The 25,870-nt window shown below is 61.8% G+C and carries 24 protein-coding genes; 4 read left to right on the top strand and 20 right to left on the bottom strand.

Going from position 1 to position 25,870, the window contains the following annotated elements; translation table 11 throughout:
• Positions 1-10: 10 nt before the first annotated feature.
• The 3 genes from phnA to BLU15_RS27730 all read right to left on the bottom strand — a co-directional run bounded on the left by phnA (position 11) and on the right by BLU15_RS27730 (position 4,246).
• On the bottom strand, positions 11-1,273 hold the full coding sequence (phnA, locus tag BLU15_RS27740) for a phosphonoacetate hydrolase (protein ID WP_034794753.1): 1,263 nt from the start codon (positions 1,271-1,273) through the stop codon (positions 11-13).
• 15 nt (positions 1,274-1,288) lie between these two features.
• Positions 1,289-2,491: a 2-aminoethylphosphonate--pyruvate transaminase gene (locus tag BLU15_RS27735; RefSeq protein ID WP_090299825.1), complete on the bottom strand. Its 1,203-nt coding sequence runs from the start codon at positions 2,489-2,491 to the stop codon at positions 1,289-1,291.
• A 102-nt stretch (positions 2,492-2,593) separates the two neighbouring features.
• Positions 2,594-4,246 carry a Na/Pi cotransporter family protein gene (locus tag BLU15_RS27730; RefSeq protein WP_090299823.1) on the bottom strand — a complete coding sequence of 551 codons (1,653 nt, stop codon included), beginning with the start codon at positions 4,244-4,246 and terminating at the stop codon, positions 2,594-2,596.
• A gap of 117 nt (positions 4,247-4,363) precedes the next feature.
• Between BLU15_RS27730 and BLU15_RS27725 the strand changes: the two genes are divergently transcribed.
• A complete protein-coding gene (locus BLU15_RS27725) occupies positions 4,364-5,239 on the top strand; it encodes a LysR substrate-binding domain-containing protein (protein ID WP_034794762.1) in 876 nt (291 codons plus the stop codon).
• A 27-nt stretch (positions 5,240-5,266) separates the two neighbouring features.
• Here the strand turns inward: BLU15_RS27725 and kduD are convergent, their stop codons facing one another.
• The 7 genes from kduD to BLU15_RS27690 form a co-directional block, all read right to left on the bottom strand.
• On the bottom strand, positions 5,267-6,031 hold the full coding sequence (kduD, locus tag BLU15_RS27720; RefSeq protein ID WP_090299822.1) for a 2-dehydro-3-deoxy-D-gluconate 5-dehydrogenase KduD: 765 nt from the start codon (positions 6,029-6,031) through the stop codon (positions 5,267-5,269).
• The gene (gene kduI, locus BLU15_RS27715) at positions 6,028-6,864 is read right to left on the bottom strand and encodes a 5-dehydro-4-deoxy-D-glucuronate isomerase (protein WP_090299820.1); all 837 of its coding nucleotides are present in this window, start codon (positions 6,862-6,864) and stop codon (positions 6,028-6,030) included. Before kduI ends, kduD begins: the two co-directional genes overlap by 4 nt.
• 37 nt (positions 6,865-6,901) lie before the next feature.
• Positions 6,902-8,758 carry a DUF2264 domain-containing protein gene (locus BLU15_RS27710; RefSeq protein WP_371590105.1) on the bottom strand — a complete coding sequence of 619 codons (1,857 nt, stop codon included), beginning with the start codon at positions 8,756-8,758 and terminating at the stop codon, positions 6,902-6,904.
• Positions 8,759-8,842: 84 nt separating this feature from the next.
• Complete coding sequence (locus BLU15_RS27705) at positions 8,843-10,126, bottom strand: ABC transporter substrate-binding protein (RefSeq protein ID WP_034794917.1); 1,284 nt, start codon at positions 10,124-10,126, stop codon at positions 8,843-8,845.
• A 44-nt stretch (positions 10,127-10,170) separates the two neighbouring features.
• Positions 10,171-11,253 carry an ABC transporter ATP-binding protein gene (locus BLU15_RS27700; RefSeq protein ID WP_090299816.1) on the bottom strand — a complete coding sequence of 361 codons (1,083 nt, stop codon included), beginning with the start codon at positions 11,251-11,253 and terminating at the stop codon, positions 10,171-10,173.
• Positions 11,254-11,287: 34 nt separating this feature from the next.
• Positions 11,288-12,181 (bottom strand): carbohydrate ABC transporter permease, encoded by an 894-nt coding sequence (locus BLU15_RS27695; RefSeq protein WP_034794776.1) that lies wholly within the window; start codon positions 12,179-12,181, stop codon positions 11,288-11,290.
• Positions 12,174-13,100 carry a carbohydrate ABC transporter permease gene (locus BLU15_RS27690; protein WP_034794779.1) on the bottom strand — a complete coding sequence of 309 codons (927 nt, stop codon included), beginning with the start codon at positions 13,098-13,100 and terminating at the stop codon, positions 12,174-12,176. The genes BLU15_RS27695 and BLU15_RS27690 overlap by 8 nt, the downstream gene beginning before the upstream one ends.
• 143 nt (positions 13,101-13,243) lie before the next feature.
• On the opposite strand from BLU15_RS27690, the gene BLU15_RS27685 reads away from it, so the two are divergent.
• From BLU15_RS27685 to BLU15_RS40935, 3 genes are all read left to right on the top strand, one after another.
• The gene (locus BLU15_RS27685) at positions 13,244-14,434 is read left to right on the top strand and encodes a YyaL domain-containing protein (RefSeq protein ID WP_060643679.1); all 1,191 of its coding nucleotides are present in this window, start codon (positions 13,244-13,246) and stop codon (positions 14,432-14,434) included.
• A 68-nt stretch (positions 14,435-14,502) separates the two neighbouring features.
• Entirely contained in the window at positions 14,503-15,567 is a 1,065-nt protein-coding gene (locus tag BLU15_RS27680) for a LacI family DNA-binding transcriptional regulator (RefSeq protein WP_127890390.1), read from the top strand.
• A gap of 251 nt (positions 15,568-15,818) precedes the next feature.
• Entirely contained in the window at positions 15,819-16,118 is a 300-nt protein-coding gene (locus tag BLU15_RS40935) for a DUF6894 family protein (RefSeq protein WP_034794785.1), read from the top strand.
• 92 nt (positions 16,119-16,210) lie between these two features.
• Here the strand turns inward: BLU15_RS40935 and doeB are convergent, their stop codons facing one another.
• The 10 genes from doeB to BLU15_RS27625 form a co-directional block, all read right to left on the bottom strand.
• The gene (gene doeB / locus BLU15_RS27670) at positions 16,211-17,221 is read right to left on the bottom strand and encodes a N(2)-acetyl-L-2,4-diaminobutanoate deacetylase DoeB (protein WP_090299814.1); all 1,011 of its coding nucleotides are present in this window, start codon (positions 17,219-17,221) and stop codon (positions 16,211-16,213) included.
• Between the two features lie 3 nt (positions 17,222-17,224).
• The gene (gene doeA, locus BLU15_RS27665) at positions 17,225-18,406 is read right to left on the bottom strand and encodes an ectoine hydrolase DoeA (protein ID WP_060608010.1); all 1,182 of its coding nucleotides are present in this window, start codon (positions 18,404-18,406) and stop codon (positions 17,225-17,227) included.
• Between the two features lie 34 nt (positions 18,407-18,440).
• Entirely contained in the window at positions 18,441-19,433 is a 993-nt protein-coding gene (gene eutC / locus BLU15_RS27660; protein ID WP_090299812.1) for an ectoine utilization protein EutC, read from the bottom strand.
• Positions 19,430-20,431: a hydroxyectoine utilization dehydratase EutB gene (gene eutB / locus BLU15_RS27655; protein ID WP_090299810.1), complete on the bottom strand. Its 1,002-nt coding sequence runs from the start codon at positions 20,429-20,431 to the stop codon at positions 19,430-19,432. Before eutB ends, eutC begins: the two co-directional genes overlap by 4 nt.
• A 2-nt stretch (positions 20,432-20,433) precedes the next feature.
• Positions 20,434-21,210: an ectoine utilization protein EutA gene (gene eutA / locus BLU15_RS27650; protein WP_060608019.1), complete on the bottom strand. Its 777-nt coding sequence runs from the start codon at positions 21,208-21,210 to the stop codon at positions 20,434-20,436.
• Positions 21,210-21,872 carry an ectoine/hydroxyectoine ABC transporter permease subunit EhuD gene (ehuD, locus tag BLU15_RS27645; protein ID WP_034794801.1) on the bottom strand — a complete coding sequence of 221 codons (663 nt, stop codon included), beginning with the start codon at positions 21,870-21,872 and terminating at the stop codon, positions 21,210-21,212. Before ehuD ends, eutA begins: the two co-directional genes overlap by 1 nt.
• 2 nt (positions 21,873-21,874) lie before the next feature.
• The gene (gene ehuC / locus BLU15_RS27640) at positions 21,875-22,534 is read right to left on the bottom strand and encodes an ectoine/hydroxyectoine ABC transporter permease subunit EhuC (RefSeq protein WP_034794803.1); all 660 of its coding nucleotides are present in this window, start codon (positions 22,532-22,534) and stop codon (positions 21,875-21,877) included.
• A gap of 68 nt (positions 22,535-22,602) precedes the next feature.
• Positions 22,603-23,445, bottom strand: coding sequence for an ectoine/hydroxyectoine ABC transporter substrate-binding protein EhuB (gene ehuB / locus BLU15_RS27635; RefSeq protein WP_371590104.1), 843 nt, complete (start codon positions 23,443-23,445; stop codon positions 22,603-22,605).
• 72 nt (positions 23,446-23,517) lie between these two features.
• Entirely contained in the window at positions 23,518-24,303 is a 786-nt protein-coding gene (gene ehuA / locus BLU15_RS27630) for an ectoine/hydroxyectoine ABC transporter ATP-binding protein EhuA (protein ID WP_090299806.1), read from the bottom strand.
• Positions 24,304-24,425: 122 nt separating this feature from the next.
• Positions 24,426-25,847, bottom strand: coding sequence for a MocR-like ectoine utilization transcription factor EhuR (locus BLU15_RS27625; RefSeq protein ID WP_244546835.1), 1,422 nt, complete (start codon positions 25,845-25,847; stop codon positions 24,426-24,428).
• Positions 25,848-25,870 lie beyond the last annotated feature (23 nt).

Here is a 25,870-nt window from a genome sequence, read left to right as displayed (position 1 = left end):
CGCTCCCTCCCTAGTGCGTTGTCTGGGCGGCTGCGACGAGCGCGTAGTAGAACGCATCGAAATTGCGCAACGACGCGGATGTCAGCAATTCGGGCAGTTTGCGGTTGGCGATGAAAGGCACCGCCTGTTCGGTCAGGCCGCCATGCGAGCGCAGCGGTTCGTTCAGCGCCGCCAGATCATGGCGATGTTCGCTGGTGCCGAGCGTCTTGTTTTCCGAGGAGATCAGCACGAGATCGCCGATCCGATCGTCGGGCAGCTCGAAGCGTACGCAGGCTTCCGGGCGGGAGAGCACGACGTCGATGCCTTCGATCGCCTGCAGCCGCTCGATGATCTCCTCCTTGTCCGCGCTTTCGGGCAGATAGGCCGTGGCAAACGAGCCGAGCGCGCCGTGATGCACGACATAGGGGTCGGTGATCGGCAGGATGACGCGCGCGGCGTCCTTGCCGAGCCATTGGTCGAGCAGGTCCTGCACGTAGATGACATCCGGCGAACCGTCCGCCTTGTGCTTCGGCTTCATGCCGTGGTCGGCCGTGACGATGATGGCCGCGCCGAGCGCGTCGAGTTCGGTCAGATACTTGTCGAACATCTCATAGAAGGCGTTCGCCTGGGGTACGCCCGGCGCATATTTGTGCTGCACATAGTCGGTGGTCGTCAGGTACATGACATCCGGCCGAAATTCCTTGAGCAGCTTGACGCCGGCGGCAAAGACGAATTCGGAGAGATCGGCCGAATAGACTTCCGGTACGGCGCGACCGAGCCAGGCCGAGGCATTGTCGAGGCCGTTTTCCGCCTCGGTCGTCTTGTCCGCCTTTTCAGACGAGAAGCAGATGGCCCTGCCCTCGTCATACTTCAGCCCGTGGCCGAGCAGCGCCCTGAGCTTGTCCTTCGCCGTCACCACGGCGACCTTCGCACCAGCATCGTAGAAAGCCTTGAAGATGGTCGGGGCGCGCAGGAAGCGTGGATCGTTCATCATCACTTCGTTACCCGTCTGCGGTTCGTAGAGATAGTTGCCGCAGATGCCGTGGATCGCCGGCGGCCGGCCGGTAGCGATGGAAAGGTTGTTCGGATTGGTGAAGCTCGGGATAACGCTGAGCGCGGTGCGCTCCGTCCCGGTCTTGCGGATGCGCTCGAGCGTCGGCATCAGCCCGGCCTTGATGGCTTCGTCGAGATAGGCCGGCTCGCAGCCGTCGAGGCAGATGGCGATGGCCGGGACATTCGGCCAGGGATAGGTGCGACGGTTGGCGGTAACGGTGATCTTGGACATCTTGTTCATCGTAATTTCCTCAGTTCAGGCAGCGAGACGGCGACGTTCTTCAAGGGCGACGGCCGGGGGAGCGGCGCTGTCGACGCCCATTTCGGAGAGTGAGTTGCGCGCGGCCTCGACCACGCGGCGCATGACATGCTCGTCCATGCGGCCGATGCAGCCGACGCGGAAACTGTCGACCACCGTCAGCTTACCCGGGTAGATAATGAAGCCTTTGTCCTTCATCAGGTCGTAGAAGCGGTCGAAGGCGAAGGCCGGGTGGGCCGGGCTGAAGAAGGTGACGATAATCGGCGACAGCCACTGGTCGGCAAGCAACGTCTCGAAACCGGCCTCGCGCATGCCGGCGACCATGACGTCGCGGTTGCGGGCATAACGGGCTCCGCGACCGGCGACACCGCCCTCTTCCCGATGCAGACGCAAGGCCTCCAGGAAAGCCGCGACAACGTGGGTCGGCGGCGTGAAGCGCCACTGGCCGGTCTTGTTCATGTAGTCCCACTGGGCATGCACATCGAGGCTGAGTGAATGGCTGCGCCCCTTGGCTGCCTCCAGCTCGCTCTTGCGGGCGATAACGAAGCCGAAGCCCGGCACACCCTCGATGCACTTGTTGGCGGAAGAAACGATCGCCTCGTAGCGGAAATCGCCGATACCGGCCGGCACTGCGCCGAAGGCGCTCATGGAGTCGACGAGCAACTTACGATCGCGGGAATAGACTGTGTCGGAAATCTCCTTCAACGGGTTGAGGATGCCGGAGCTCGTTTCGCAATGGACGATCACGACATGGGTGATCCCAGGGTCGGCATCGAGCGCTGCTGCAACCTCCGGACCGCGTGGCGGCATGTAGTCGCCCTTGTCGATCGTCACATGGTCACGACCGAGATAGGAAAGCGTCTGGGCGATGCGCTTGCCATAGGCGCCGTTCATCAGCACCAGCACCTTCCCGTCCTTCGGGACGAAGCTGCCGAGCATCGCCTCGACCGAAAACGAACCGCTGCCTTGCATCGGCACGCAATCGAACTCGCCCTTGGCATCGCCGGCAATCTCGAGCAGTTCCTGGCGAAGCTTGGCGGTCATTGCCCGGAAATCGCCATCCCAGGAACCCCAGTCCCGCAGCATGGCTTCCTTCACCCGATAGGCCGTGGTTAGCGGGCCGGGCGTCAAGAGATAAGGCTCGCCCAGCCTCGGTGTTTCCAGGGGCGCGATGGTTCTTTCAGAAGCGGTGTTTGGCATTGTCCGTCCTCGCGGTTGGCGTGTTCGAGAACGACAATGGGGCGGAAACATCTATCTGTAAAATCGTTCTTTTGTATCAACCTATCGCTTGAATTTATATGTCTACGCAGCAGGTACGAGCCGGCTTTCCAGGAGGTCCCCGCTCTCGCGCAGGCGCGGATAGGCCATCGTCGTCACCAGCGAATTGACCTCCTTCAGCGCCCGAACGATCTCGAGATGCATGTCGCTCGACAGGATGCTGGTCGCGATGCCCTGCCGAAGCCGCTCCAGATGGCACTTGCTGCTTTCTTCGACCAGGCGACGCACATGTTCCTTCTGCCGAACCATTTCGCGCGCGATCACCGGGTCCGGGGAGACGAGAAGATTGGCCGCCAGCCTGACGTTGGAAGACACGGCCGCATGCAGCAAGGTGAGTTCACGCCATCCCTCCTGCGAGAAGGTCCCTGCGCCCGCAAGCCGCTCCTCGGCCATTTGCAGGAGGCTCTTTGCGACGACGTCTCCGGCATATTCGAGATGGATCGCTGCCTCGGTGAGTTCGATGCCGCGCCGCGATTGCTCTTCGGTCAGGATGCCGCGGTTGACGGCGGCGATGTAGAGCTTGATTGCGCTATGGGCCACGTGGATGTCGCCATCGATGCTTCTGAGCGCCTTGACCGCCTGCGGTGTCGGCGCGTGAATGACGGTCATGACGGGCTCCAGCATCCGGGCGATAAGATTGCCCATGTGCAACACCTCGCGTGCCGCGGCCGCGAGCGCCTGCGCCGGTTTGTCGATCAGCGCCGGGTCGAGCGCGCTGACATGAGCCGCACGATCATTGGCACCGGCGGCCTCCGGCATGAGCAACCGAACGAGGCGCGCCATCGGGCCGCAGAAAATCACCCCGACGAGAACCAGGGCAGCGTTGAAGAGCACATGCAGATTGACCAGCTTGCCGGCCACAGTCTCCCCAGGAAGCCAGTCGAACGGGGAATGCAGCGAAAAGAGTCCGAAGATCGCTGCGGCGAACAGGGCGCGGAAGAGGAGATTACCAAGCGGCAGGCGTCGGCCTTCGACCGGCAGACCGCGGGTCAGCCACAGCGCGATGAGCCCGCCGCCGATGTTGACGCCGAGCACCAGGGGAATGCCGACGTCCAGGGGCACGATGCCCTTCACGGCAAAGGTCAGGATCAGCAGGATCGCTGCCACGCTGGAGTGCAGCGCCCAAGTGAAGAAGGCGGCAAGGATCATCACGCTCAAGGCATCCTTGCCGACGAAAGCGACGACGGAAGGCAGCATCGGGCTCTGAGAGAGCGGCTGCGTCGCATGGCCGATCATCTGCAGCGAGAGGAGCAGCAGACCGATGCCGAGCACTGCACGCCCGGTCTCGACGGACTTGCGGGTCGATGCCTTCAGATGCGCGAGACCGCCAACGGCGATCAGAAGCGGCGCCAGCCAATGCAAGTCGAAGGATAGGATCTTGACGACAAGCGCCGAGCCGAGATCGGCGCCAAGCAGCACCGCCAGGCCGGTATCAAGCGCCAGCGCGCCGCTGACGGCAAAACCGGCGGCAAGCATGGCGACCGCCGTCGAGCTTTGCAGCGCAATGGCAACCGCGCAGCCGCAGATGGCCGCACGCGGTCGTCCACCGGCGCCACCGACGGTACGCGCGACGATGTCGCCTGCCGCCGCCTCAACACCTTTCTTCACGAGGCTGACGGCGTAGAGCAAGAGGACGGTGGCGGCGGCAAGCTCGAGGACGACGGCCGGGAGGTTCATGAGGCGCGCTCCGGATACAGGTGGAATCCGAAAACTATCCGCGCCCGCTTTACATAAATCAAATCGTTCGTTTTAATCAAACTATCGTTCAAATCTATTCAAGAAGGCGTCGTACGCATGCGCTATGTCCAGCTCCGCGCCTTTCATAACGTGGCCATCCACGGCGGTTTCTCGCGTGCCGCCGAAGCGCTCTTCCTCACTCAGCCGGCAGTCTCGGATCAGGTGCGCAAGCTCGAGGAGGAATATGATGTCCTCCTCTTCAACCGGAACAAGAAGCAGGTGACGCTGACCCAGGCGGGCCAACAGCTCCTGGAAGTCACCCGCCGCATGTTCGACGTCGAGCAGCAGGCCCTGGATCTTTTGTCGGAATCACGGGCGCTGAGAGCGGGAAAACTACGGATCGTTGCCGATGCCGCCCATCACCTGCTGCATATCCTTGCCGCTTTCCGGCGCACCTATCCGACCGTCCAGGTGTCGATCGATTCCGGCAACACCGAAACCGTCATCACCAGCCTGCACGCCTATGAGGCAGACATCGGCGTTCTCGGCGAGATCCCGCAATCGAGCGACTTCGACATCCTGAAACTCAACTCCACGCCGATCATAGCCTTTGCGAGCCGTGACTATCCGCTGCAAGGCAAGAAAAAGGTGACTTTCGCTGAACTCGTGAAGCACCCCTTGGTCATGCGCGAGCAAGGCTCCAAGACCCGCCAAAAGCTCGAAACGATGTCGCAGCAATGTGGCGTGCAACTGACGCCGCTCATCGAAGCCGAAGGTCGTGAGGCGGTGCGCGAGATCGTCGCCGCCGGCGGCGGGGTCGGCTTCGTTTCGTCGGCGGAGTTCGGGCAAGACAGCCGCCTCATTCCCATCGAGATCGAAGCGCCCGAGATGCTGATGGACGAAGCACTCATCTGTTTGCGCGAGCGCAGCAACGGGAAACTGGTCAGCGCCTTTTTCGACATTGCCCGCAGGCTAACCTCTGCGCCGGCCTGATCGCTACCCGGACGGCAGCAACGCAATTCATCGCGCCAACCAGCCGCCATCAACCGGGACGACCGCGCCATGCATGTAGCGGGATGCCGGCGCCAAGAGAAAAACGGCAGCCTCGCCGATATCATCGGGCGTGCCCCAGCGACCGGCCGGGATGCGGTCCAGGATTGCCGCTGAGCGGTTCGCATCCGCGCGCAGCGCCTCGGTGTTGTTGGAGACGATGTAGCCAGGCCCGATCGCATTGACGTTGATGCCCTTGCTTGCCCATTCGTTGGCAAGGATGCGGGTAATGCCCAGCACTCCATGTTTTGAGGCGGTATAGGATGCGACACGAATGCCGCCCTGGAAGGACAACAACGAGGCAATATTGACGATCCGCCCGGCTCGCTTTTCGTCCAGGAGTTTTCGGCCATAGGCCTGGCAAAGAAGAAAGGCCGCCTTGAGATTGAGGTCGATCACGTCATCCCAGTCGGCCTCCGAGAGCTCGGTGGAGGCCGACCGACGAATGATGCCGGCATTGTTGACCAGTCCATCCAATGGGCCGCACTGTCCCCAGACGCGGTCAAGCAACGTTTTGACCGCCTCTCCATCGCCAAGATCGCAGGCAAACGGCTGGATCCGGCCGCCCGCCGCTTCGACCTTTTCGACTGTTTCGGCCATGGACGAGCGTCCGACCGCGACCACTTCGCCGCCAGCCCGGGCCACCGATACCGCGATGCCTTGGCCGATCCCGGTGTTGGCACCCGTAACCAGCACGCGCTTGCCGTCGAGGCTGAAGGCCGAGAGATCGCTCATCGCAACGTCTCCATCGGGACCGGGTCGGCGTCGGTGTAGTCGACATTGTCCCCCGCCATCGCCCAGATGAAGGCATAGCTGGAGGTGCCGCAACCGGAATGTATAGACCACACCGGCGACAGCACCGCCTCTTCGTTCGCCATCACGATATGGCGGGTTTCGGAAGGCTCTCCGAAAAAATGGAAAACCCGCGCCGGCTCCGGAAGGTCGAAATAAAGATAGACCTCCATGCGTCGATCATGGATGTGCGCCGGCATCGTGTTCCACACCGACCCTTCTTTCAGTTCCGTCATTCCGACGACCAGCTGGCAGGTCTCGATCCCATTGGTGAACTGAAAGATCGATCGTTCGTTCGATGTTTCCAGGCTGCCGAGATCGAGACGTTTCGCGCCCGCGATCGTCAAAAGCGCTGTCGGGTAAGTACGGTGCGCGGGGGCTGACAACAGATAGAACTTTGCCGGCTTCGACCGGTCGTCCGACGAGAACACCACGTCCGACCCCATGCCGACATAGATCATGTCACGGGGACCGAGCACATGGCTCTTTCCGGAAACGACGGCCCGCCCCGGCCCGCCGATGTTGACGGCAATCAGCTCGCGGCGCTCGAGAAACGTCTTCGTTCCCATCGGCTTGATGGCTTCGAGCGTTAGCTCCGCCTCGACCGGCATCGCCCCACCGATCACCATGCGGTCGTAATGGGTATAGGTGAGGTTGACGCGATCGCTCGCAAACAGACCGCCAATGTGGAAATTGTGACGCAGCTCGTCGGTTCCCATCGCTGCGGCAGCAAGCGGATCGATGGCGTGGCGGGATGTAAAATCGGGGATCGTCATATCAAGTCTTTCGGTCGTTGTGGCAGGATCGAGGATGTCAGAGCGGTACGCCGCGCATCAGCGTTACGGTTGTCCCCGTCTCGGACAGGCGCCGTCGCAGCGCTCCGACGTCGGGTGCTGCAGGCAAGCGGGATAGTTTCCTTGTCCCCTCTGTCGCATCGGCCTGCGCAAGCACGGCGACGGCGAGCGTGCTGACGCCGACTGGAACAGTACCGCGCAATTGCGGAACCAAGGTTTTTGCGGAAACCAGGTTGGTGTTTGGGGCAGCGATATGGCAGCGGCCCTCACGAGGGTTCGTCGAACCGATGTCGAGGATGGCTGACAGGTCCGTCGCCGTGGCAACGACAGCGCGGCCGGCACCCTGTTTGCAAACTTCGCCGGCGTCTCGCCCGACTGCAAAGCCGCCTTCGATCGTGGCGAGCGTCCGCGGCGTGTCGATGCGGTGAAGCCGAACCTGGTAATCGCCGTCCCAGTAAAGCCAGGTCTCGACCAAGACATCGGCGAAGGGCCGCCAACGCGCATAGAGAAGGTTGTCGGCGACGAGCGCCTCTTCGTTGGTTTCGCGCACGCGGAAATGCACGCCGTCATCGCTGAAGCCGATCATGGATTCGATCACGGAATTGTCGAACCGCCAGAGATCGTTCTCGATGCTGAAGCCGTATCGCCCCGAATAGGCGAACTTCGCGTATTTCTCAGGCGCAAAGCGGATGAAGGTGTTCTCGGCGCTCGTGTGCTGGCCACAGGAGAGCGCAATGGCATCCCCTGCCGGATTGGCGATCAGGAAACCGATATGGCGCTGCGTGGAGACGGCGGATCGCTGTGGGCAGGCGTCCTCATCGCTCGCCCAGAACGGATGGTCCGCCGGCAGCATCAGCGGAAGGAAGGCCTTCAGCGCCCAATAGGGCGATTGCGCGGAATTGTACGGTTCCGACATGATGAGGTTGGGATAGGCGTAGCCGACGGGCATCACGCCATCGCGCGCGGCGAAGGGGCGCTTCGCCCACCAGCGCAGATGACGCAGGAAGTAACCCTTCTGTTGTCCGAAGGGGATCTCCTCGTCGCCTGCGAGCGCCATGGCGCCGAAGAGGCCGGCAATGGCAAAACGATAGGTCATCGAGCGACCGAAGCAGAGCGCCGGTCCGTCATCGGCAAACCATCTCGCCATGTCTCCGGCGATCAGTCGGGCCCGCTCCCGATACCTTTTCGTCCAGTCGCCGCCATCGAGGGCCGCCAGGATCAGGCCATAGAAGTGAAAGGCGAAGGGAATGTAGTGGTCGGCGCGGCGCGTATCCCCATCGTGATACCAGCCATCGCCGAGGTAGAACGCGTCGAGTTCCTGCCGGTACTGGTCGTCGAGTTCTCGATCACAATCGACCCCGACATGTCTCAAACCCATGCTGACGAGCAACCGGAAGAACTTCCAATTGTTGTCGCTATATTCGCAGGCATGGCCTTTGAGCAGATAGGCAACAACGTTTCGCCGTTCGGCCGTAGACAGGGGCGCCCAGAGCTTGTCTGGAACGAGCCTCAGTGCAAATCCGATCGCTGCGAGTTCCACGAGGCGCTGGCTGCGGTCGAACGGGTCGCCCCAGTATTCCGGATGGGCCGGATCACAGCCATTGGCAAGACCGCGCGCGATCGGCGTCCAATCGATCCACGTTGCGCCGCCGACCTCGGCCGGTGCCAGGCCCCAGAGCAGACGGGAATAGCCCTCCAAGTCGGCGGACGCCTGGTCGAAATGTGCCGCATGCGCATCCAGCCGGATGCGAGCGCCGCCGGCAGACCGATATTGTTCAACCGGCTCCACCAGCGCCTTGAGCGCGGCCTCGACATCGGCGCGGCTTTTGAGCGGATTGCCCGCCCACGGTTTAAACAGGGTTTCGGGGAAGATCATGTCGGTCATGCCAAAGGTTTCCGTTCGAACATTGCCGCGCGGGGGGATGACTTCCCGCGCGGCCCGGCAAAGTGGAGCGGATGCTCAGGCCTTGAGAATGCGGTCGGCCGATGAGACGAGTTCGTTGCCTGCTTCCGCCGGCGTCAGCTGGCCGAAGGCGACCTTGTCGGCGAGCGGCCGGAAGACGCGCTCGTCAAGTTCACCAGCACCGAGCGGCACGGCCGGCGGGTAGGTGCCGACGCGATCCGCAATGCCGTTGACATAGTCGACCGTCTTTTTCGCCGTGGCGTCGATCGAGGGAAGAACGGCGGTCTGCACGTCGGTGTTTACAGGCACGCCGCGCTCGACCTGAAGGATCTTGCCGGCCTCCAGGTCGTTGACGAAAAAGTCGATGAATTGCGCTGCGAGTTCCGGGTTCTTCGCGGTGCTTGCGATCGACCAGTGCAAGCCGGGGCGATAGAAAAGCCCGGAGGGACCATCCGCACTGCTGACCGGCAGCGACGTGATATCGAGCGTGCTCTTGGAGATCTTCTGGAAGGCAGGGAGCTGGTTTGAGAAGGCAATCGCGATGGCCGCGTTGCCGGTCGCCAGCGGGTTGCTGTCGACCAGCACCTTGTCGAGCGCTTGTATCTCGGCGGAGACGCAGCCGCCGTTCTTGGTGAGGCTCTCCCAATAGCCGAACCAATCGGCCGCATCGCTGGCCTCATAGCCGAGCTTTCCGGCTTCCGTGTAGAGCTTCTTGCCGCGCTGATGCAAAAACGCCTCGAAGGCGTATGTGTAGCGCGACGCGTTTCCAACCGCCCAGACGTTCTTCTTGCCTATTGCCTTGGTAAGGTCGATCGAGAACTTGGCGAAGTCGTCCCAGGTGGTTTTGGCCGAAGGCGGGATAAGCCCGGCTTTCGTGACCGCATCAGCGTCGTAGATCATGGCAAAGGCGTTCAGCGACAACGGCATACCGGTCACCTTGCCGTCGACCGTTCCAAGATCGAGCACACCTGGCACCAGCTTGTCCGTGCGGATGACCTTGCCGAGATAGTCGTTGAGCGGCAGGTTGGTGGACCGGCGGCTATAATCGGCAAAGCGGCTGGGCTCGAGCTGGAAAATGTCCGGGGCGTTCCCACCGGCGATCATCGTCGTCAGTTTGGCCCAGTAATCGCTCCCGCCCACTTCGCCGACGATCTTGGCGCCGGAATGCGCCGCCTCGAAGAGCTTGGCAACGCCAAGCGTGCGCTCGGCGCGGCTGGGTGTACCCCACCAATAAAGGCGCATGGAATCCTCCGCAAAGGCGCGGATCGCGGGCATCGTCGCGAGCGTGGCGCCGGCCCCGAAAAGCGCGGCGTTACGCAAAAAATGGCGTCTGTTGATCATGTTCTCCTCCTCCATGATTTGTTCCTTGAGATCTCTCTTTGCGATCAATGGCCGACGCGGTCGCCGGCCCCGTCGAACAGGTGGCAGTTTTCCGCGGCAATCCGGACGTCCAGCGTTGAGCCGGCAGTGATCGGGCGTTGGCCATCGAGAGCAACCGTCAGCGACTGCCCGTCGGTGAGCCGCCCGTAAACGATGGTCTGACCGCCGAGATGCTCGACATGGACGACCGTCAGCGCGCCAAGTTCGAGCCCGCCGGTCGCGTCGATACCGATATGTTCGGGCCGCAGGCCGAGGCTGACCTTTGTGCCAACCGCGATGCGCTCCTCGATCGGGAGCCGCGCAATTCTGCCGGCAACATCGATCGAGATACCGCCGTCGCGGATGTCGCGTGCGACGGCATCGAGGAAATTCATCTTGGGCGAGCCGATGAAGCCGGCGACGAAGCGGTTGGCGGGCCGGTTATAGATCTCGAGCGGCGTGCCGTGCTGTTCGATGACCCCGGCGCGCAAGACGACGATGCGGTCTGCAAGCGTCATTGCCTCCACCTGGTCATGGGTGACGTAGATCATCGTCGCGCCGATATCCTTGTGCAGCTTGGCTATCTCGACGCGCGTCTGGACGCGAAGCTCCGCATCGAGATTGGACAGCGGCTCGTCGAACAGGAAGATCTTCGGGTCGCGCACGATTGCCCTGCCGATCGCTACGCGCTGCCGCTGGCCGCCAGAGAGTTGCTTCGGCTTGCGGTCGAGCAGATGGGTAATCTGCAGGATGTCGGCGGCCTTGCGGACCCGCTTGTCGATCTCCGGCTTCGGCATCTTTGCCGTTTCGAGACCGAAGGACATGTTCTTGTAGACGCTCATATGCGGGTAGAGCGCATAGGACTGGAAGACCATGGCGATGCCGCGCTGGCTCGCCTCCTTCTCGTTCATGCGCTCGCCGCCGATGGAAAGTTCGCCGCCGCTGATCGGCTCGAGCCCCGCAATCATGCGCAAAAGGGTCGACTTGCCGCACCCCGATGGGCCGACGAAAACCACGAACTCTCCGGAGCCGATCGCCAGATCGACGCCGCGGATGATGTCGAGATTGCCAAAGCTCTTCTTGATCTTGCTCAAAGCCAGCGTCGTCATCGTTTCCGTCCCTATCTCTCAATTCCAGTTGGTGTCAGCGCTTCATGCCGGTTGTCGCGATGCCTTCGATCAGCAGTCGCTGGAACAGCATGAAGAGGATGAAGATTGGCAGCACCGTCAGCGTCGACATGGCAAAGAGCGAGCCCCAGTCCGACGTCCCGGTGGAGTCGACGAAGGTGCGCAGACCGAGCTGGGCGGTGTATTTTTCGATGTCATTCAGGTAGATGAGCGGCGCAAAGAAATCGTCCCAGGTCCAGATGAACGAGAAGACGGCTGCCGTCGCCAACACCGGCGTTGAGAGCGGCAGGATCACCTTCAGGAAGATGCGCAGCGGGCCGCAACCATCCATGATGGCCGCCTCGTCGAGCTCGCGCGGGATGCCCCGGAAAAACTGCACCATCAGGAAGATGAAGAAGGCGTCGATCGCCAGGAATTTCGGCACCACCAGTGGCAGGATGGAGTTCACCCAGCCAAGCTTCAGGAACATCACATATTGCGGGATCAGCACCGCATGCTGCGGCATCATCAAGGTGCCGAGCATCAGTGTGAACCAGAAACCGCGCCCCTTGAAACGTAAGCGCGTGAAGGCATAGGCCGCCATCGAGCAGGAAATGAGGTTGCCGATGACGACGAGCAGCGAAATCACCAGCGAATTGAAGAACATCCAGCCAAAGCCGATACTCAAGCCGGTCCAGCCGCGGCGATAGGCATCGACTGTCGGGTCAGTCGGGATCAGCCCCGTCGAGGTGAAGATCTCGCTGTCCGGCTTGAACGAGCTCGCGACCATCCAGAGCAGCGGATAGAGCATGAGAAAGCTGACCGCGACGAGCAGCGCATAAAGCAGAGCACGTTTCCACGGGGATGTGCCAGATACGCCGGCGTCGGCGCGCGAAGCGATGGTGGTCGTCGAAAGAGCGGCATCAGTCATCGTAGTGAACCCAGTACCTGGCTGTCAGGAATGACATGGCGGTGAAGAAGGCGATGATGAGCACCAGGACCCAGGCCAGCGCCGAGGCATAGCCGAAGCGGAAATTGGTGAAGGCCTCCTGGTAGAGGTAGAGCGTGTAAAACAGCGTGGAGTCGATCGGACCGCCGGTTCCGTCGCTGATGACAAAGGCCGAGGTGAAGGCCTTGAAGGCATCGATCGTCAGGATCACGGCATTAAAGAAGATCACCGGCGTCAAAAGCGGCAAGGTGATCTTGAAGAACTGCCGGGCCTTGCTGGCGCCATCTATGCTTGCCGCCTCGTACATGTCCTGCGGGATCTGACGCAGACCGGCAAGAAAGATGATCATCGAGGATCCAAACTGCCAAACCGCCAGGAGAACGAGCGTATAAAGCGACGTCGAAGGGTTCGAGATCCAGCTTGGCCCTTCGAAACCGAACAACGCGTTAAGCGCCTGATTGAGCAATCCGTCGCCGGCAAACACCTGTCGCCACAGGACCGCCACGGCGACGCTGCCGCCGACCAGTGACGGCAGATAGAAGATCGCGCGAAAGAGCGACAGGCCTTCAAGCCCCCGGTTTAGCGCCACTGCCACGGCAAGCGCAAAAAGCAACTTCAAGGGAACCGACAGCAGCACGAAGGTGAAGGTCACGTTCATCGCCGTCCAGAAGCGCGGATCATCGGTCGCGATGCGCACGTAGTTCTCCGCGCCAACCCAGTTTGCTGCGCCAAGGCCGCTGTAGTCGGTCAGAGACAAATAGAACGAGGCGACAGCAGGCCCGAGCGTCAGCAGAAAAAAGCCGATAAGCCACGGCGTGATAAAGCCGTACCCGGCCAGGCTCTCTGCGAGCCTGAACCCGCTGCCGGCAGCCGGCCTTTCAGTTGTCCCTAATGTGGACATTGTATCTCTCTCCAGCGATGCCCGGCTCCTCCCGAGCATTCGACTCCTAGCGGCTAGAAATTTTCCCGTCAACAGAAAGTTTCGTAGTTGACGAAATTATCGTATTTGTGCGAAAACTTCACGAAACCAACGTGAGGCTTATCATGCGCATCGAACGAAACAGCTACTTCAACGCGGTCGAAATGGTTGGCAATCGCCCCAATCGCGAACGTCACCAGCAGGCTTTGGAACGCTGCATTGCCAAATTGCGCCAGACCATGCCGACAATCGGTCTGCGCAATCCGAAGATTGGCCTGCCGGATCAGACGTGGAGCTATTGCGGGCCCTTTGACTGGGTCGTGAGCTTTCACGCCGGCCAGCTCTGGCTTGCGCTGGAACTCACGGGCGATCCCAGCTTCCTGAACGCCGCCCGGGCCCGCCGCGCCATTTTTCGCGACATCTTGCGCCATCGCGATGCGCAAGACCACGATCTCGGCTTCCAGTTTTCTTTGAGCTGCGTTGCGGAGTGGCTGCTGACAGGCGACCGGGAGGCTCGCGATCTCGCTCTTGAAGCTGCGGCGAGGCTGCTTGAGCGCTATCGCCCGGATGCACGATATATCCAGGCCTGGAATGCTCGCTCGATCCACGGTGGCATTCGCTCCGAATTCGTCAATGGGCGCGTCATCGTCGATACGATGCAAAACCTCGCGCTGCTACACTGGGCCCACCGCGAGACCGGCCGCGGCGATTTTGCCGAAGCCGCCGATGGCCACGCCGAAACAACCCTGAAGCACCTGGTTCGCGCCGACGACACAAGCTTCCACACGTTCCTGTTCGACCCTTCAAGCGGTAAGCCCTTGCGGGGGGAGACCCATCAAGGATATGCGGATGATTCCTGCTGGTCACGCGGCCAGGCCTGGCTGATCCATGGCTATGCGCAGTGCGCGGCAACCACCGGCAACCCTCACTTCGCCGACGCCGCCAGACGTCTGGCTGCCAAGGCCGAAGCTCTGATGGGCGACGACGGCGTCCCCGTCTGGGACTATTCGGTTCCTGATGCCAAGTCAGCGCCCCGCGACAGTTCCGCCGGCGCGATCATGGCGGCCGGCATCTTCATCCTCGCCGGGCTTTGTGAACCGGAGGAGGCACAACGCTGGTACGCATTCGGCGATCGCCTGATCGGTGGCCTGCTCGACACTTGCGATCTGACGGGCGATCCCAAGGCCGAAGGGCTGCTCGCCCATGGCGCAGCCCATGCCAGCGCCGGCTATTCCGATGCGATGCTGCCCTACGGCGACTATTATTTCATGGAGGCGCTGATGCGTTCGCTTGGGCACACGCGCTTCTTCTGGTAGTGGACGATCATGACCATGCAGCCGCGATCAATCTCGCCCACTCCGGCCAGATAGGAACCTTCGTCGAAATGGATGACGAATCGAACGCCCCGACACTCAAGGACATCGCCGACGCCGCGGGCGTTTCGGTCGCGTCCGTATCGAAGGTGCTCAACAATCGCGGTGGCGTCGGCGACGAAAGCCGGCGCAAGATCCTCGATCATGCGGAGCGCCTGGGCTACCAGGTCCGGGCGGCCCGCTCGCTGATCCGCGCCGGCGTCGAGAGCACCGTGCTGGTGATGCCGGCACAGTTTTATGCCAGTTCGGCTTTCTACGAGGACGTGATCCAGGGCGTGCTTGCAGAAGCCAGCACAAGCTCGCTCAGGATCGACGTCAGGCTTGTCTCGCTGGATGCGGAGATCGCGATCAGCGAAATCTCTGACATTCTGCGCGACATCCGGCCGGGCGCCCTTGTCGTGCTCGGCATGGACCATCCCGTCATGATCGACAGGATTGTCGATAGCGGCATCCCGGCCGTCATCATCAACGGCATGGACCGGACGATGCGGCTCTCATGCGTGCTGCCCGACAACTGGTCTGCCGGCTGGCTCGCTGCACAAAGGTTACTTGCGGCCGGCCACCGCGAGATCGTGCACGTGACAATTCCCCACCGCCTGTCGCTACGCCGGCGCCTTGAAGGCTTCCGGATCGCGCTGGAGGAGGCCGGAATTGCCTTCGACGAAAATAGACACATCTTTGATCTCGGTCGCATGGGCCTGCAAGAGCCCGACACCACGCCGGCGATACGGCAGGCCATAAAGCAGGGGCGTTTCACCGACACAACCGCGTTCTTCTGCAGCACCGATCTAATCGCGATCAACGTCATGCAAGCTCTCGAAGCGAGTAGTCACTCGGTTCCGGAAGACTTCTCGATCATCGGGGTCGACGATATCGCGATCGCCCGGCACAGCCGCCCGCCGCTGACGACGATGCGGATCGACCGGGGTGAGCTTGGCCGTGCCGGCATCCAACTCCTGCTGGAACGGATCAACGACCCCGAAATCAATGTGCGCCGGGTCAATCTCGGCGTCCGCTTGGTTGAACGCTCCACAGTCGCCGTACCAAGGAGCAGCCCTCACGCGAAAAGAGCGTAAGAGGTAGCAGGATACGAAAGCGCCTCTGCCTGGCGCGCACCACGTTCGACGGACGAGACCCGTGTGTCGGGAGCGCGGAGCCGTAAAATGATGAGGTCAACCACACGGCCACTCTCAAGCGTGGCCGCACCTCACCTGCCATCGATGGATGGCCGCGTCACGCCCCACAAGCCATGTCACGCAACTGTCACGCGCAATAGATCAACGAGACTGCTAAGAAGTAGAAAAGTTATCATTGCTCGAGTGGCAACATGCCCCGATACCTCTTTCATATTCACCTGTCCGGCAGGATCAGTCGCGATGACCATGGAGCGTTTCACGCCAATGACAGTCAGGCGGTGACCAATGGCAGGTCGATCGCCGACAAGATCGCTGAAGACGACAGGCACCGTAGCGTCATCGTGACTGTCGAACGAGCCGGCGGCGTTGTTCTGGCCCGCGTGACTGCCAGGAGGGCAATGCCACCATGGCAATCTGCGAGTTCGAAATTCGAACACGCTTGGAGAGAACTGTCCGACCTTGACGTTAGCCAATTTCGCAGGGCGCGTTAGAAATCCTTGCCTTGTTTTATTGACGTCAGCGAGGCGTCCCCTTTCGGTTAGGGGATGGCTCGCACGCGACGGTCGCCGGTGGTCCTTAAGCTCTATGCCGCGACAATAGTTGCGAGCACGCTGACGCAATCACCGGATTTGACGAGGCCGGGGAAATGACGAGCGACGAGGATGCCGTCCATCTTTGCCCGTATGTTCAGCGGTTCGTCGCCTGTACGGCCGATCGGATAGATGCGGGCGACGATTTCCCCGCTCCTCACCTGGTCGCCGAGATCGACGAACGGTTCGACAAGGCCGCCGTCCTCGGCAAAGCAAAAGCAGTTGCCGTCGGGCATGTCGAGCCACGTGGTTTCACCGCTTTCGACTGCCCCTTTCAAGATACCTGCCGCCTTCAGCACGTTGGAAACGCCCGCCTTGGCGATACGCGCGCTCCTGGCCGTCGCCGTGCCGCCACCGCCGAGCTCGGTGGTGATGAAGACCTTGCCCATCGCCTCCGCCGCCGTGTCGTACATGCCGACGGCATCGATCTCCAGCATCTTCATCGACCATGGGGCGCCGAAGGCCCTGACGAGTTCGAAGGATTTTTCCTCCTGTGCCTTGTCTGGCAGCACATGGGCGGCGCAGAAAGGCAGAAAGTCGAGCGTCTTTCCGCCTGAATGAAAGTCGAGCACGATCTCGGCAAGCGGTAACAGCGTGCGCTGGAAATAGTCCGCGATCTTCTGGGTGACCGTGCCGTCCGGCGCGCCTGGAAAGCTTCGGTTCATGTTGCCCTTGTCGATCGGCGAGGTGCGGGTGCCGGCCAAAAAGGCCGGATAGTTCATCGCCGGCACGATGATGACGCGGCCCGTGACGTCATCGGCCTTCAGCGTGCGGGCGAGATCGAAGAGCGCAATCGGGCCCTCATACTCATCGCCGTGGTTGCCGCCGGTGAGAAGGGCCGTCGGGCCCTCCCCGTTCTTCACGACTGTCACCGGGATCATCACCGAGCCCCAGGCGGAATCGTCGCGGCTGTAAGGCAGACGCAGGAAACCATGCTGAACGCCCTCGGCCGAAAAATCGACCGTAGAACTGATCGGCGAAGGACGAAGGTTGATTTCCCGCATGGCTCAATCCTTCACGAGCAGTTTGCGCGGCACGTTGGCGAGGCACTCGACACCGCTCTCGGTGATCAGGATGCTTTCCGTGGTCTCAAAACCCATGTCCTCGAGCCAGAGGCCCGTCATGAAGTGGAAAGTCATGCCGGGTTTGAGTTCGCTGCGGTCACCGGGACGCAGGCTCATCGTGCGCTCGCCCCAGTCCGGCGGATAGGAAACGCCGATGCCGTAGCCTGTGCGATTGTCCTTCACGATGCCGTACTTCTTCAGCACGGCGAAGAAAGCGTTTGCGATATCCTCGCAGGTATTGCCGGGCCGTGCCTTTTCGAGGCCTGCCTCCATGCCTTCCAGCGTCGCCTTCTCGGCATCGAGGAACGCCTGTGTCGGCTTGCCGAGAAAGACGGTGCGCGACAGCGGCACGTGATAACGGTGGTAGCAGCCGGCAATCTCGAAGAACGTACCTTCGCCTCTCTTCATCGGCCGGTCGTCCCAGGTCAGGTGCGGCGCGGAAGCCTCCACGCCCGAAGGCAACAGCGGCACGATTGCTGGATAATCGCCGCCGATGCCATCGACCCCTCGGGTACCGGCATCGTAAATCTCCGCGACCAGATCGCATTTGCGCATGCCGACCGCGATCTTGTCGAAGATGCGTTCATGCATCTTTTCGACGATCCTTGCGGCGTTGCGCATGTAGCGGATTTCGGCCTCGCTCTTGACCGCGCGCTGCCAGTTGACGAGTGCGGTCGCATCGATGAAACGCGCATTCGGCAGATGCTTCACTAGTGAAGCGAAGGCGGCGGCGGAGAACCAGTAATTATCCATCTCCACGCCGATCGTCAGCTTGTCGAGGCCCCGTTCGGCGATCTTGGCCGAGAGGTAATCCATCGGGTGGCGTTCGGTGGACTGCACATAGTGGTCCGGATAGCCGACAATGTTCTCGTGTTTGAGGTAGGCGGTGAATTTGGCGCCGTTGGCATCCTGGCCGCGTCCGTACCATATGGGCTCGCCCGTCGGCGGCACGACGACGCATTGGTGCACGTAGAAAGACCAGCCGTCATAGCCGGTCAGCCAGTTCATGTTCGACGGATCGCTGACGATCAGCACGTCGATGCCCTTGGCTTCCATCGCTTTTCGCGTTTTTTGAAGACGCGTTTCATACTCCGGAAGTGAGAACTTCAGGTTCGCTTGTTTCATCGGTTTTTCCTCTATACCCGGCGAAAAGCCGGTCTCAACTCTCGAAGATCGTACCGGCGCCCGCCATTGCCGCGCGGGCGCCAGCAAGCGTAGCTATGGCCGTGTCCTGAATGCCCGTGCCGGTAAGGTCCGCCACGGTGATCTGCTCGGGGCCGCTGCGGCCCGGTTTGCGCCCCGCGACGATCTCGCCGAGTTCGGGGAAGATCGTATCCTCCGTCACGAGGCCCGCTTCGATGGCATGATGCAATTCGCCGAGCCTGCGCGTCTGCTTCAGGCTATCGGCGACATAGAGGCCGGCGGTGGCGACAATGGCGGGTTCGATCTCGTTTTTGTGCTCGGCGTCCGACCCCATGGCCGTGACATGCTGGCCAGGCTGGAGCCATTCGGCCCGAAGCACCGGTGTTTCGGAAGGCGTGGTGGTGACGATGATCTCCGCACCATCGACAGCCGCCCGGCCGTCGGCCTCCGCCCGAACCGGAAAGCTGAGCTTCACCGTCAAGTCCGCAGCGACGGCCTCGGCTTTAGCAGCATCTCTCGCCCAGATGCGCGCTTCGCGGATCGGCCGCACCAGACTTAAGGCCTCAAGCTGCAACCTTGCCTGCATGCCGGCGCCGAAGATGGCGGCAACCGCGGCATCCGGGCGCGAAAGTTGTCGAGCCGCGACCGCGCCGGCCGCCGCTGTGCGCACATCCGTCAGGTAACCGTTGTCGAGCAGGACGGCCTCTACCAGGCCGGTCTTCGCCGAAAGCAGCACCATCAGGCCGTTGGTGCTCTGCAGGCCGATCTTCGGATTATTGAAGAAGCCGGGGCTGATCTTGATGGCGAAACCGTCGAGACCGGGCACGTAAGCCGTCTTAACATCGACCTCACCGCGCTCTTCAGGGATGTCGAGCCTCAGGATCGGCGGCATCGCCACCGCTTTGGTGGCAAGCGCGTGAAACGCTCCTTCGACGCAGGCAATGGCATCGAGATCGAGCGGAACGATACGCCTGAGTTCCGCCTCGGTAAGAATTCTCATCGCCGTCATGCCGCGGTCTCCGCTAGCGGATCGACCCCGCCATTGATGACCCGTCGATGCAGGTCCATGTCGACATTGCGGCCGGAGAGGATGACCGCCACCGGCCCCTCCAGCCGGCCAAACCGGCGGGAAAGCAAGGCCGCGATGCCGACGGCCCCTGCCCCCTCGATCACCTCGCGCTCCTGGGAATACGCATGCCGCATACCGGCCGCGATCTCGGCTTCAGACAGCAAGATCACGTCGTCGAGCAGCGCGCGGCACATTTCGAAGGTCACGGCGTTATCAAGGCCGATGCCGCCACCGAGGGAATCGGCAAGGCTTGCCACCTCCTCGACTTGCACCGGCCGCCCTGCGTTAAGGCTCGCCTTCATTGCCGCGCCACGTTCCATCGTAAGGCCGATGACGCGGGTCTTCGGTGACCGCCCTTTCACGGCCGCGGCGACACCGGCCGCAAGCCCACCGCCGGAAAGCGGCACAAAAACCGTCGCCACATCCGGCATTGCCTCGACGATCTCCAGACCGAGCGTGCCCTGCCCGGCAACGACCGTTCGATTATCGAAGGGTGGCACCATGACGAGACCCTCTTCAGCCACCAGCCGATCCACCTCAAGCTGGGCTTCGTCCTGCGATTTGCCGACGATCAGGACATTGGCCCCAAGCCTTCGGATGTCCGACACCTTGTTGTTGGGCACGAGTTTGGACACGCAGATTGTCGCGACTGATCCTGCGGCCTTGGCGGCATGGGCGAGCGCCCGGCCGTGATTGCCGGTCGAGGCGGCGACGACACCCCTCGCCCGCTCTTCCGACGTCAGCGAGAGCACGGCATTCGTGGCGCCGCGGAGCTTGAAGCTGCCTGTCGCCTGGTGGTGCTCAAGCTTCAGGCCGACGGGCACACCGAAGCGTTCGCAAAGCGAAGCGGAAAGCACGAATGGCGTATTCAAGACCCGGCCCTTTATGCGCCGCGCCGCCTGTTCGATATCCGCCACTGTTACGGGAAGGTTCGACATCGCTACCGGTCCAAATAGGCAAGTGTCATGAGTTGCCCGAGATCCGGCCGTGCCGTCTCATTGCCGCAGAGGCGCAGGCAGGCCCAGGCGGTGGCGAGATTGCTGGTAACGACCGGCTTGCCGATGACGGCCTCGATCTCGGCCGCGACGCCTGCCGCCCGCACCGCCGTGCACGATATGAAAAGCGCGTCGCTGTCTGGCGCCGTCGCTTGCTTCGCAAAGGCGACGATTTCGTCCGGAGAAATGCGCGCCATCTCCCGGTCGTCATCAAGACCGAGGCAAGTGAAACGGGCGATGTCGAAGCCGAGCGACACGAAATAGTTAGCCATCGGCTCGCTGGTCTCGATCGTGTAGGGCGTCAGTACCGAAATCCGCTTGGCACCGAACGCCTTGAGGCCAGAGGCCGCCGCCGCAGTCGGCGTGACGACGGAAGCACTTGGCTTGGCCGCATGGACCGCCGCCTTGACTTGCGCGTCGCCGATGACGACGGACGCGGAGGTGCAGGAATACATGACGATGTCTAGAGGTTCGTCCGGCAGGATCAGTGCGGCCGCTGATGTCAGCGAGGGCTGCATGGCGCGCAAGTTCTCCGGCGTCACCGGGTTCGCGTAGGGAATGCGCGTCGCATAGACGCCAATCCGCTCGCTTGCCACCATGCGATGGAAGTCCACTTCCGTGGTGTGGTCGGTCGCAAGGATGATCAGGCCGATCCGCTTGTCGAGCGGACGCTCATCCAGCTTCGGCATGCGCGAGGAAAGTGTAAGATCGACCGCTCGCATCAGCGCTCCTCCACTTGGGCGTATCGTTCTTCCAGCCAGCGCAGGAAGACGACGGAGATCAGGCTCATGATCAGGAAGAAGACCCCGACCAGCGTCATCGGCTCGATGTAGCGATAGCTGCTGTTGGCCACGCTTTTCGCCTGGTTCATCAGTTCGAGCACTGTGATGGCGGAAAGGAGCGGTGTCTCCTTGAACATGGCGATCAGATAGTTGGCGAGCGCCGGGATCATCGGCGGGATCGCCTGTGGCAGGATGACGTGGACCCAGGTCTGGCGGCCGGTGAGGTTCGTCGCCTTGGCCGCCTCCCATTGGCCGCGCGGCACGTTCTCGATACCGGCGCGGTAGACCTCCGCCGCATAGGTGCCATAGTGGAGCCCAAGGCCGATGATGCCGGCGAGCATTGCCGGCAGGCGAACGCCAATATCCGGCAACACGAAGAAGATGAAGTAGAGCTGGACCAGGAGCGGCGTGCCGCGAATGAACTCCACGATGAAGCCCGTGACCTTCGCAATCGGCTTAGGCGCGGTCATGCGCAGGATGGCAAAGACGAGGCCGATGATGGCAGCGAGTGCCGCGCCGAAAACGGTTGCCAATATGGTGATCTTCAGACCCTCAAGCAGGGTCGGCATGATTTCCCAAACGAAATTCCAGTCCCATTCCATCGTCAGGTCCTCACGCCATCAAGGCCGCGCGTTACCCGGCGTTCCAGCCAGCGCATGCCGTTGGAGATGGCGAGTGCCATCAGGAAGTAGAGCACGAGAATCGTTGCGAAAGGAACGAGCGTGCTGCCGGTCTGGGCGCGGACCACCTGGGCCTGAAAGGTCATGTCGGTGAGCGAGATCAGCGACACGACGGCCGTACCCTTCAAGAGCTCGATCGCGTTGTTGCAGAAGGTCGGAAGCATCAGCGGCAGGGCCTGCGGAAGGACAACGTAACGCATCGACTGATAGCGCGAGAGATTGAGCGCTATGCAGGCCTCGCGTTGCTCGCGGCCGATCGCCTTGACCGCGCCGCGCACGACCTCCGCCCCATAGGCTCCCACGTTTAGTCCCAGCGCCAGTACGCCGGCCTGAAGCGGCGACAAGGTGACGCCGGCGAATGGCAGCACGAAGTAGACCCAGAACAGCTGGACGAAGATCGACGTGCCGCGGAAAAACTCGATATAGGTGGTGGCAAGCGCGCGAACCACGAAAATGCGGCTGACGCGCCCAAGACCCGCGACGAATGCCATGACGAGCGCGAGCAAGGAGCCGAGCACGGTAAGCTCAAGCGTCACGAGCGCGCCTTCAAGGATCAGCCCTATGTAGCCGGACCAGTCGGTCATCGTTCTTCCATATACGAGGGAGCGGACTGCCTCTCCCCGGTTTGGGAAGAGGCCCAATTGCTGCGGCCTTACTTGGCGGCGCAGAGCTTTTCGCGGGTCGTCGACATCGCGGCCGCGGCAGAGAAGCCATAGGGTTCGATGATCTTGGCAAACTCGCCCGACTGCTTGAGCTTTGCGAGTTCCACGTCGAAGGCATCGCGCAAGGCTTCCTCGCCCGTCTTGAAGGCCGCGCCGTCGCAATAGACCGGCGCGCCTTCAACCGGCGCCACGACTTCGACACTGGGGTCGTTCGCCTTGGCGACAAGAGCGTTGATGGAAAGCACCGGCAGAGAATAGACGTCGATACGGCCGTCCTGCAGCATCTTCAGGCCGCTCTGGCCATCCGGAACGACAATGACACGATCGCGCGGGACGCCGGCTTCGAGCGCGAGCTTTTCTTCCGTACCGCCACCTGGCGCGCCGATCTTGGCGTCCGGGTTGTCGGCGATATCCTTGTAGCTCTTGAGCTTCAGCGGGTTGCCCTTTTTCAGCGCGAAGGCTTCGGCGTCACAAAGGATCGGTTCTGAATAGGCAACCGCGTTGCAACGTTCCGGCTTCATGAAGAGGCCGGCAGTGATGACATCATGACGGCCGGCCTGAAGACCCGGGATCATCGCGCCATATTCCGAGATCGAGGCGACGATGTCTTCGACACCGAGGCGCTTGAAGACCTCACGCGCGACGTCCGGAGCTGCACCAGAAACTTTGCCGTCGGCGGCAACTGCCGTGAAGGGCGGTTCGTTGGCGATGGCGACACGGGCGAAACCCTGTTCCTTCAGTTCCTCAAGCTTGCCGTCGGCCCAGGCTGGCGCTGCGGCAACCATTGCCGTGAGGGCGCCCGCGCTGGCGGTTATGGTCAAAAAGGTTCTCATGCTCATAGTTGCGAACTCCTCTGGCTGTCCCTGGTTTTTGTTTGGAGCCTTGTTTCCGGGCGGCAAAGCCGCTCAGACGCGGTGCCCTGCCGCGATGATCTTGCGCAGGAAGGTCTGCGTGCGTTCCTGCTTGGGCGTGCGGAAAATCTCGTCCGGCTTGCCCTCCTCGACGATCTTGCCGCGGTCGAAAAAGAGAATGCGATCGGCAAAATCATGGGCGAAACCCATCTCATGCGTGACGAGCAGCATGGTCATGTCTGTTTCGACCGCAAGCTTGCGCATGACATTCAGCACTTCTTCGACCAGTTCCGGGTCGAGTGCCGAGGTCACCTCGTCAAACAGCATGATCTTTGGCGAAAGAGCCAGCGCCCGGGCGATCGCAACGCGCTGCTTCTGTCCGCCGGACAATTGCGCGGGCATGCTCTTTGCCTTGTCGGCCATGCCCACCATGTCGAGAAGCTCCATCGCCCGCCTCTCCGCCGCGGCCTTCGCCATGCCTTTCGTCAGCATCGGCGCGAGCGTGACATTGTCGAGCACGCACTTGTGCGGGAAGAGATTGAAGTGCTGGAAGACCATGCCGATCTTCTCGCGCATCTTGTGCAGATGGCGGTCGTCGGCCGGCGCGAGGCTGCCGTTCTTCGGCATATGATAGAGCTGGTCGCCGTCGACCTCGATATGGCCGCCGCTGATCGCCTCCAATGTCATGAGAATGCGCAGGATCGTTGTCTTGCCCGATCCGGAGGGACCGATAAGCGCCAGCTTTTCGCCCGGCAGCACGTCCATCGACAAACCGTCGAGTACGGTCAAGGGACCGTAGCGTTTGGTGATGTTGTCGATGCGGATGATCGGCGCTGCCATGCATGTCTCTCCCTATTGAGACAAGTGATGGAGCAACGATGCGCGGCAAACAAAATCATGTCAATGTCAATAATAATATCAGTACAATTATTCTGACATCGCCCATTTGCAAGGCAGTTCACTCAAATCGCGAGCAACAGCGCTTCTGGATTTCCGCTGGCGAGTGAGGAGAGAATGCCAAGTCCGGTGCGCAATTCCTGCTCGGTGGTCGAGCCGAGCGAAATGCGCACCGCCGGCTGCCAACCCTGGTCGGCCGTGCGGAACGAAGAGCCGGGCGCAATAGCGACACCGCGCAGACGCGCCTGGGATACGAACCCTTCCTCCGCATGCCCTTCCGGTAAGGGTAGCCACACATGCAGGCTCTGCGGATGGCTATAATAGGGCAAGCCCGCAAGCGCATCCTCGGCGATCGCGTGACGAACGCCAAGTGCCCGGCGCTGCCAATTGACGAGTTCCATCGCCGTGCCGTCGCTGACCCAAAGTGTTGCGATCTCGGCGATTGAAGGCGTCGCCATCCAGTTGGAGACGAGATGGCGGTTGGCAACCGCTGCGACATAGCGATCCGGAGCGGCAAGATAGCCGATGCGCAGGCCCGGTACCGTGATCTTTGTGAAGCTGGTGACGTAGAGGGTGCGCTCCGGCGCATAGGCCGCAATCGGCGGCGCCCGACCTTCCACAAGCGGCCCCAGGATGTCGTTCTCGATGATCGCGATATCGTGGCGTCGTGCGACCTCGGCAAGCGCCTGCCGGCGCTCGGGCCCCATCAACGCCGCGGTCGGATTGATCACCGAGGGCTGGAGAAAGACGGCGCGGATCACGCCGGTGCGGCAAGCTTCATCCAACGCCTCGGGGATCATGCCTTCGCGATCGATCGGCAAGCCCTCGAGATGAAGGCCAAGGTAGCTGGAAAGCGGCACGAGCGTGTGGTGGCTGATCGCCTCGGTCGCAACGGTCGAGCCCGGCGGAGCGACGCTCATCAGCGCCACCGTCATGCCTGAGGTTGCGCCATTCGTCAGACTGATATTGAGGGGCGATACATCGAGACCGCACCGCGACAGCCACTCGGCCGCGACGGTGCGATGGCGCGGGAAAACCATATTCGGCCGGAAGGAAAGCGCCGAACTTGACGGCAGGTTCTCCGCCAGCCACCCGAAGGCTGCGCGCATGCGCTCCAGATGGAGTTGCTCGCACACAGGTTTCAGGATCGAGAGATCCACCAGTTCGCCAAGACGCTCCGGCAGGTAGGGTGGCTCAGGCTCCTTCGGCCTTGTCTGCACGAAGGAACCGCGACCAATTTCTCCGGAAATGAGCCCTCGTCGGATCAGTTCGTCGTAGGCGCGGCTGACGGTTTGCACGGAAAGTTTCAGGTCGTCGGCGAGCTTGCGATGCGGCAGCAGGCGCGTCCCGTTCGGCAGATGCCCTTCCTGGATGGCGCGGGCGATCTGCTCGGCGAGGGAGAGATAGGCCGGCCGGCGCAACTGGGATATGTCGGGTCGCCAATTTGTCATGATTTCGACAGTGCTCAAAATCAGTTCAATTGACAATGCCAAAATGGTTTCCCATTGTC

The sequence above is a fragment of the Ensifer sp. YR511 genome, assembly GCF_900103045.1.
Lineage (GTDB): Bacteria > Pseudomonadota > Alphaproteobacteria > Rhizobiales > Rhizobiaceae > Ensifer > Ensifer adhaerens.
The sequence above is the reverse complement of the archived record's forward strand: the minus strand, read 5'-3'. Positions and strand labels throughout refer to the sequence as shown.

Excerpts from the sequence above, each read along its gene's own strand:
- phnA (WP_034794753.1), bottom strand. The coding sequence starts at position 1,273 with ATGAACAAGATGTCCAAGATCACCGTTACCGCCAACCGTCGCACCTAT.
- BLU15_RS27735 (WP_090299825.1), bottom strand. The coding sequence starts at position 2,491 with ATGCCAAACACCGCTTCTGAAAGAACCATCGCGCCCCTGGAAACACCG.
- BLU15_RS27730 (WP_090299823.1), bottom strand. The coding sequence starts at position 4,246 with ATGAACCTCCCGGCCGTCGTCCTCGAGCTTGCCGCCGCCACCGTCCTC.
- BLU15_RS27725 (WP_034794762.1), top strand. The coding sequence starts at position 4,364 with ATGCGCTATGTCCAGCTCCGCGCCTTTCATAACGTGGCCATCCACGGC.
- kduD (WP_090299822.1), bottom strand. The coding sequence starts at position 6,031 with ATGAGCGATCTCTCGGCCTTCAGCCTCGACGGCAAGCGCGTGCTGGTT.
- kduI (WP_090299820.1), bottom strand. The coding sequence starts at position 6,864 with ATGACGATCCCCGATTTTACATCCCGCCACGCCATCGATCCGCTTGCT.
- BLU15_RS27710 (WP_371590105.1), bottom strand. The coding sequence starts at position 8,758 with ATGATCTTCCCCGAAACCCTGTTTAAACCGTGGGCGGGCAATCCGCTC.
- BLU15_RS27705 (WP_034794917.1), bottom strand. The coding sequence starts at position 10,126 with ATGATCAACAGACGCCATTTTTTGCGTAACGCCGCGCTTTTCGGGGCC.
- BLU15_RS27700 (WP_090299816.1), bottom strand. The coding sequence starts at position 11,253 with ATGACGACGCTGGCTTTGAGCAAGATCAAGAAGAGCTTTGGCAATCTC.
- BLU15_RS27695 (WP_034794776.1), bottom strand. The coding sequence starts at position 12,181 with ATGACTGATGCCGCTCTTTCGACGACCACCATCGCTTCGCGCGCCGAC.
- BLU15_RS27690 (WP_034794779.1), bottom strand. The coding sequence starts at position 13,100 with ATGTCCACATTAGGGACAACTGAAAGGCCGGCTGCCGGCAGCGGGTTC.
- BLU15_RS27685 (WP_060643679.1), top strand. The coding sequence starts at position 13,244 with ATGCGCATCGAACGAAACAGCTACTTCAACGCGGTCGAAATGGTTGGC.
- BLU15_RS27680 (WP_127890390.1), top strand. The coding sequence starts at position 14,503 with ATGGATGACGAATCGAACGCCCCGACACTCAAGGACATCGCCGACGCC.
- BLU15_RS40935 (WP_034794785.1), top strand. The coding sequence starts at position 15,819 with ATGCCCCGATACCTCTTTCATATTCACCTGTCCGGCAGGATCAGTCGC.
- doeB (WP_090299814.1), bottom strand. The coding sequence starts at position 17,221 with ATGCGGGAAATCAACCTTCGTCCTTCGCCGATCAGTTCTACGGTCGAT.
- doeA (WP_060608010.1), bottom strand. The coding sequence starts at position 18,406 with ATGAAACAAGCGAACCTGAAGTTCTCACTTCCGGAGTATGAAACGCGT.
- eutC (WP_090299812.1), bottom strand. The coding sequence starts at position 19,433 with ATGACGGCGATGAGAATTCTTACCGAGGCGGAACTCAGGCGTATCGTT.
- eutB (WP_090299810.1), bottom strand. The coding sequence starts at position 20,431 with ATGTCGAACCTTCCCGTAACAGTGGCGGATATCGAACAGGCGGCGCGG.
- eutA (WP_060608019.1), bottom strand. The coding sequence starts at position 21,210 with ATGCGAGCGGTCGATCTTACACTTTCCTCGCGCATGCCGAAGCTGGAT.
- ehuD (WP_034794801.1), bottom strand. The coding sequence starts at position 21,872 with ATGGAATGGGACTGGAATTTCGTTTGGGAAATCATGCCGACCCTGCTT.
- ehuC (WP_034794803.1), bottom strand. The coding sequence starts at position 22,534 with ATGACCGACTGGTCCGGCTACATAGGGCTGATCCTTGAAGGCGCGCTC.
- ehuB (WP_371590104.1), bottom strand. The coding sequence starts at position 23,445 with ATGAGAACCTTTTTGACCATAACCGCCAGCGCGGGCGCCCTCACGGCA.
- ehuA (WP_090299806.1), bottom strand. The coding sequence starts at position 24,303 with ATGGCAGCGCCGATCATCCGCATCGACAACATCACCAAACGCTACGGT.